The sequence below is a fragment of the Cellvibrio sp. genome, assembly GCF_053579595.1.
In genome coordinates, this window is record NZ_JBRFPI010000287.1 from 1 (window position 1) to 5,860 (window position 5,860).

Here is a 5,860-nt window from a genome sequence, read left to right on the forward strand (position 1 = left end):
ACGGCCAAACGCTCGCGCATCGCAGAGAACAATACCAACACCATCGCAAAACCAAGGGCGCCGCCAAAACCATACATAGTGGATTCAAAAAAGCTGTGTGCCTTTTGCGTATTGAGCAGGGCAACACCGAGCACAGCGCAGTTCACGGTAATCAGCGGCAGGAACACGCCAAGTACGCGATAGAGGAGCGGGCTGGTTTTTTCCATAAACATTTTTACGAACTGCACCACCGCAGCAATCACCAGAATGAAAGCGATAGTGCGTAAATATTGCAGTTCCAGTGGTGCCAGTACCCAGGTATCGACTAGATAGGTACAGATGGAGGCAAGGGTCATCACAAACGTTGTTGCGCCTGCCATTCCGATAGCGCTCTCAAGCTTGTTGGATACGCCCATAAACGGACAGAGGCCGAGGAACTGTGCCAATACGAAGTTATTCACCAGCACCGTACTGAGCAAAATGATCGCTAATTCGCTGAAACTCATGATGTTTATCCAATGAAGGAAGGCCGCGAAATGAAAGCCCGAACGCGAGGGCTGCGTATTATCGGCAAGTAGAGAGGCATTCTCAATAAAAATGACATAAAGCCTTATTGGCTTTATTTATATCCTTATTCGATTCCGCTGATTGACACCTCCCCTCAAAAGGGGGAAGTGTTTGTGTCCGTAAGATTTTTACATCACGCGCTGGCCGGGTTTTGCTCCCGCATGTGGTTCCAACAAATAAATCTCTTTATCGCCTGGGCCAGCAGCCAACACCATGCCTTCGCTCATACCGAACTTCATTTTGCGCGGCTTGAGATTGGCAACAACCACGGTGAGCTTGCCGATCAGGTCTTTCGGATCGTAAGCACTTTTAATCCCCGAGAACACATTGCGAGTTTCGCCGCCCAAATCCAGCGTCAAACGCAGCAGCTTGTCGGAGCCTTCCACGTGTTCTGCATTGGCGATCAGGGCTATACGTAAATCCACCTTGGCAAAATCAGTAAAGTCGATTTCTGCGGCAATAGGTTCTGCGGCTGATTCCGCTTTTGCTGCGGGAGCAGCAGTGGCGAGCGCTTCTTTGCTGGCATCGATCATTGCATCCACCTTATCTTTTTCAACGCGGGTGAGCAGTGGCTTGAACTCGTTGATCTTCTCGCCCGCGCGGAAACTGATTGGCGCATTCCAGTTAAGTGTTTCGCCCAAAAAGGCTTCAGCATCGGCAGTCAGCGCAGGTAATACCGGTTTCAGGTACGTCAGCAGCGCACGGAACATATTAATTCCGAGGGTACAAACCGCTTGGGTTTGCGCTTCAGCGCCTGGTTGCTTGGCTAATTTCCAAGGCTCTTGCGTGGCGATATATTCGTTGGCGGCATCGGCCAGCGCCATGATTTCGCGCATGGCTTTGCTGTAGTCGCGAGTTTCATAGTAATTGGCGATAGTCTCGCCACCATCCACAAACTTTTGCCACAAGTCAGCATCGGCAATCTCGCTGGTCAGCACACCACCGGCGTTATTGATAAATTTGGCAGTACGGCTGGCGATGTTCACTACCTTGCCTACCAAATCCGAATTCACGCGCTGAATGAAGTCTTCCAAATTCAGGTCGATATCGTCCACATTACTGGTCAGTTTGGCTGCGAAGTAGTAGCGCAGGTATTCCGGATTCAAATGATCAAGGTAAGTGCGTGCATTAATAAAGGTGCCGCGTGACTTGCTCATCTTGGTGCCATTTACTGTCAGGAATCCGTGCACGCAAATTTTGGTGGGCGTGCGTAAATTGGCGGAATGCAGCATTGCTGGCCAGAAGAGGGCGTGGAAGTTGACGATGTCCTTGCCGATAAAGTGATACACCTCAGCGGTGGAGTCCGGCTTCCAGTACTCATACCAATCTTCGCCTTTTTTATCGAGCAAGTTTTTCAAGCTGGCGATATAGCCGATGGGCGCATCCAGCCAGACATAAAAATATTTGCCCGGCTCGCCGGGAATTTCAAAACCGAAGTAGGGTGCATCGCGGGAGATATCCCAGGACTGCAAGCCGGCGTCGAGCCACTCGGCCATTTTGTTTGCCACTTCATCCTGTAAATGACCGGCGCGGGTCCAGCCTTTCAAAAAGTCGCTGAATTCGGGCAGGGTAAAAAAGAAGTGCTCGGAATCTTTGGCAACCGGTGTTGCGCCAGAGATGGCGGATTTGGGGTTGATCAAATCCATTGGTGAATAGGTTGCACCGCATTTTTCGCAGTTATCGCCATATTGGTTTTCGGTTTTACATTTTGGGCAGGTGCCTTTGATGTAGCGGTCAGCGAGAAATAGCTGCTTTTCTGGATCATAAGCCTGGGTAATGCTCTTGCTCGCGATATGGCCGTTGGCCTTCAGACGGCCATAAATCATGTTCGACAACTCGCGATTTTCATCCGAATGAGTTGAGTGATAATTATCAAAGCCGATATTAAACGCGGCAAAGTCGGCCTCGTGCTCGGCTTTTACATTAGCAATTTGCTGTTCCGCCGAGTGACCAAGTTGCTCCGCTTTCAACATGATCGCCGTACCGTGCGCATCGTCCGCACACACGTAAGTGCAATCCACACCGCGCAGTTTTTGGAAGCGCACCCAAATATCGGTCTGGATATATTCCACCAAATGGCCGAGGTGAATCGAACCATTGGCGTAAGGCAGGGCGCTGGTAACCAGGATCTTGCGGGGAGATTGAGTCATGGATAAAAAACCTGTCAAAAGCTGGAATCTATGGCCGGTAGCGGCCAGCCGAAAAAAATGGGGCGCACTATAGCATTTTTCGCGGGCGCTATCAGGCTGGAACTATAGCGGCAAATTTTCATTGATGGCTATTTCTTGAGCGATAGCTGCTGCATAATCGGCACGCTGTATTGGGAGTATTGAGTGCGCAGGGGGTTCTGGCTACCACTCAATTTACAAATCACATCTTTAAAGGGGAATGCGATGGACAATAACCAAGACTCAAATCAACAGACATCAACTACCGATGTATCACTCAGCGTTTCACAGGATTCAAAAAACCTCGCGTTATTATTGTGGTTGGGCACCATCTTTTTCGGCTTTATTCCCGGCCTGGTGATGTATCTGGTGAAAAAGGACGACGCCTACATTCTCGACCAGAGCAAAGAAGCGCTCAACTGGTCAATCACCGCGTTGATCGGCTATGTCGCTGGTATGATCTTGGCGATTATTGTGATTGGTGTATTTGTGATGTTCGCAGTGGGTATCTGCCATTTGGTGTTCTGCATTTTGGGGGTGATCGCTGCATCGAGCGGTAAACCTTTCCGTGTTCCCTATGCGTTGCGGTTGATTAAATAATTTTTGCGCAGATAAAAGGGCAGAAATTTCTGCCCTTTTTGTTGAGATAAATTGTTTTAATTAATCCTGATCATAAGGTTTGTATTCAATGCGGGTGATATAAAAAAATTCCTCACCCTCCGGTTTTTTCAGCACTATCTCATCGTCAACACGTTTTCCCATCATTGCTCGTGCTAAGGGCGCATCCATACTTAATTTATGCCGTGCAACATCAAACTCGTCGGGGCCGACAATCTGGTAGGTTTTTTCATTGCCGTCGTCATCTTCCAGTGTCACCCAAGCGCCAAAAAAAACCTTGCTTTGGTCTTCGGGTAAACGATCAACAACAGTTACGGCTTCCATTCGTTTGGATAAAAACCGCACGCGCGAATCAATTTCGCGCAGACGGCGCTTGCCGTAGATGTAGTCCCCGTTCTCGCTGCGGTCGCCATTTTTTGCTGCTTCGTGCACGACTTGTGTCACTTGCGGGCGTTCGATTTTCCACAGTTGGGTGACTTCATCTTTCATGCGTTTAAAACCGGCAGCAGTAATATAGGCCGAACCTTTTTCGCTGGGTGGTCGCCAACGTCCCATCAGTGATCTCCAACCATTAGTGTTTGCTAAATACAGTTAAATAAAATTCCAGCTCTTCATTGAGTGCGCGCTGGATATTGTGCGCTTGCCGGAAGCCGTGCCCTTCTTCTTCAAAGGTTACATATTTTGTCATTATGCCTTTTTCCTGCAGGGCAGTGACCATAGCCTCTGCCTGCGCAGGCGGCACGACTTTGTCTTGCAGCCCCTGTAAAAAAATTACCGGGCAATTGAGTTGTTCTATGTGATGAATTGGCGATCGTTCCTGATAAATATTTTTCTGTGCAGGATATTCACCCACTAACGAATCCAAATAATGTGCTTCAAATTTATGGGTGTCGCGCGCAAGCGCTTCCAAATCGCCAATGCCATATAAACTGGCTCCGGCTTTGAACACATCGCTAAACGTCAACGCAGCGAGCACCGTGTAACCGCCGGCACTAGAGCCGCGAATGGCGACTTTGTTTTTATCGATGAGTTGTTGCGCTGCTAAATAATCTACACCGCTGCACACATCAATCACATCGGTGATGCCCCAATTATTTTTCAATCGATCCCGGTATTGTCTGCCGTAACCGGTGCTGCCGCGATAATTTACATCCAGCACAGCGAAACCACGGCTAGTCCAGAATTGGATTTTTAAATTGAGTGAACTTTCTGTGGCACCGGTTGGGCCACCGTGGCACATAACCAGTAGTGGTGGTAATTGGCCTGCTAATTGAATCACTTCTGGATTTTTCGGTGCATAAAAAAATCCATGGGCGATTTCGCCATCACGGGTGGGAAACTCCACTGCTTGGGGAACAGAAAAAAATCGCGTATCAATAGATTGTGTAGTATTTGTCAGCGCCTTAATTTCTCCACTGTCATAACACCAGAGCTGCGCGCTTTGTGCGTCACTGGCGGCGATAAAATAACACTTACCGTTGCTGCAATGGATGTTAGATATATCGCGAAAATTTGCTGATATTTTTGCCAATGTGTTAGTTGTTGTGTTAATGACGCCCAGTTGCCAAAAACCGTTTTGGCTAAAACAGCAGAAAATTTCTTGGTGTGATAAAAATCCATAAGTGCTCATGCCAAACACCCACTGGGGTGTGGCAAATTCGGCATTGAGTGCGTATACGGCTTCTGCTTTTCCATCGCGCCAGCGATAAATATTCCACCAGTTGCTGCGGTCTGACACAAAAAATAATTCACCGGCAGGCGACCATTGCGGTTGAAAAATTGATTCCTCTACGTTGCCACCAATAACGGTGCTGCTAACAATATCGCCATCCGGATTTAATTGTGCGAGTACACATTCAGTACTATCCCAGGGCATATTCGGGTGATCCCAACGCAAAAAACTGAGTTGTTTACCGTTGGAAGATAAACGCGGGTTGGAATAAAAACCGGCACCTTGTGCGAGAATCTGGCTCTCACGGTTGTTTAACTTCAATGCCACAATAGCGCTCGTGGGGTGGTGTGTGTCCTGGGTGCAATCCTCACGTACAACAATTAAACGCGCGCGTGCAGGGTCGTAACAAAAATCGGCATAGCGAAATGCGCCTTCTGGCGTAATTGCGTGCGTTTCTTTGCAGGTGAGGTCGTAGCGATAAATACGCTGGTCGCTATCCAATACATAAAAAATTGCGTCGGTTGTGGCGAGGTAGGGCGCGCCACCGTATTCATGTGCACGGGTGCGAACGCTGTGCGGCGTGGGCAGTAAATCTGTGTCTACCCCGTCAGATTTGCACACCAGTGCCGTGCGACCTTTTTCTTGCGGGCGTGATTCCAGCCAGTAAATAGAATCGCCAACGGCTTGCGGCTCGCTGATGCGTACACCCTGGGCGGTGAGCAATTCGGCAGTAATGGGCGATGGCCAGCGGCCGAAGGGGATGCTTGTCATGTGTTGGCTGCGCCTGAGTCAATAACAAATAGAGTGGTATTTTGCCTCTCATTGGGAAGCAGGGGCAAGGCAGGGTTTTTATTTG

General features: G+C 48.9%; 5 protein-coding genes. 1 reads left to right on the top strand and 4 read right to left on the bottom strand.

Going from position 1 to position 5,860, the window contains the following annotated elements; genetic code table 11:
- Both rsxA and metG read right to left on the bottom strand, forming a co-directional pair.
- The coding region (gene rsxA / locus ACWA6V_RS15810) for an electron transport complex subunit RsxA (protein WP_449523391.1) at positions 1-485 on the bottom strand (485 nt) is incomplete at its 3' end.
- A gap of 189 nt (positions 486-674) precedes the next feature.
- Positions 675-2,696, bottom strand: coding sequence for a methionine--tRNA ligase (gene metG, locus ACWA6V_RS15815; RefSeq protein ID WP_449523392.1), 2,022 nt, complete (start codon positions 2,694-2,696; stop codon positions 675-677).
- A 243-nt stretch (positions 2,697-2,939) separates the two neighbouring features.
- Here metG and ACWA6V_RS15820 point away from each other — a divergent pair, with 243 nt between their 5' ends.
- Complete coding sequence (locus tag ACWA6V_RS15820; RefSeq protein ID WP_310075806.1) at positions 2,940-3,314, top strand: DUF4870 domain-containing protein; 375 nt, start codon at positions 2,940-2,942, stop codon at positions 3,312-3,314.
- Positions 3,315-3,374: 60 nt separating this feature from the next.
- On the opposite strand, the gene greB is transcribed toward ACWA6V_RS15820, so the two are convergent.
- Together greB and ACWA6V_RS15830 are read right to left on the bottom strand one after the other, a co-directional pair.
- Entirely contained in the window at positions 3,375-3,887 is a 513-nt protein-coding gene (gene greB, locus ACWA6V_RS15825; protein ID WP_449523393.1) for a transcription elongation factor GreB, read from the bottom strand.
- 16 nt (positions 3,888-3,903) lie between these two features.
- Entirely contained in the window at positions 3,904-5,775 is a 1,872-nt protein-coding gene (locus ACWA6V_RS15830; RefSeq protein ID WP_449523394.1) for a S9 family peptidase, read from the bottom strand.
- Positions 5,776-5,860 lie beyond the last annotated feature (85 nt).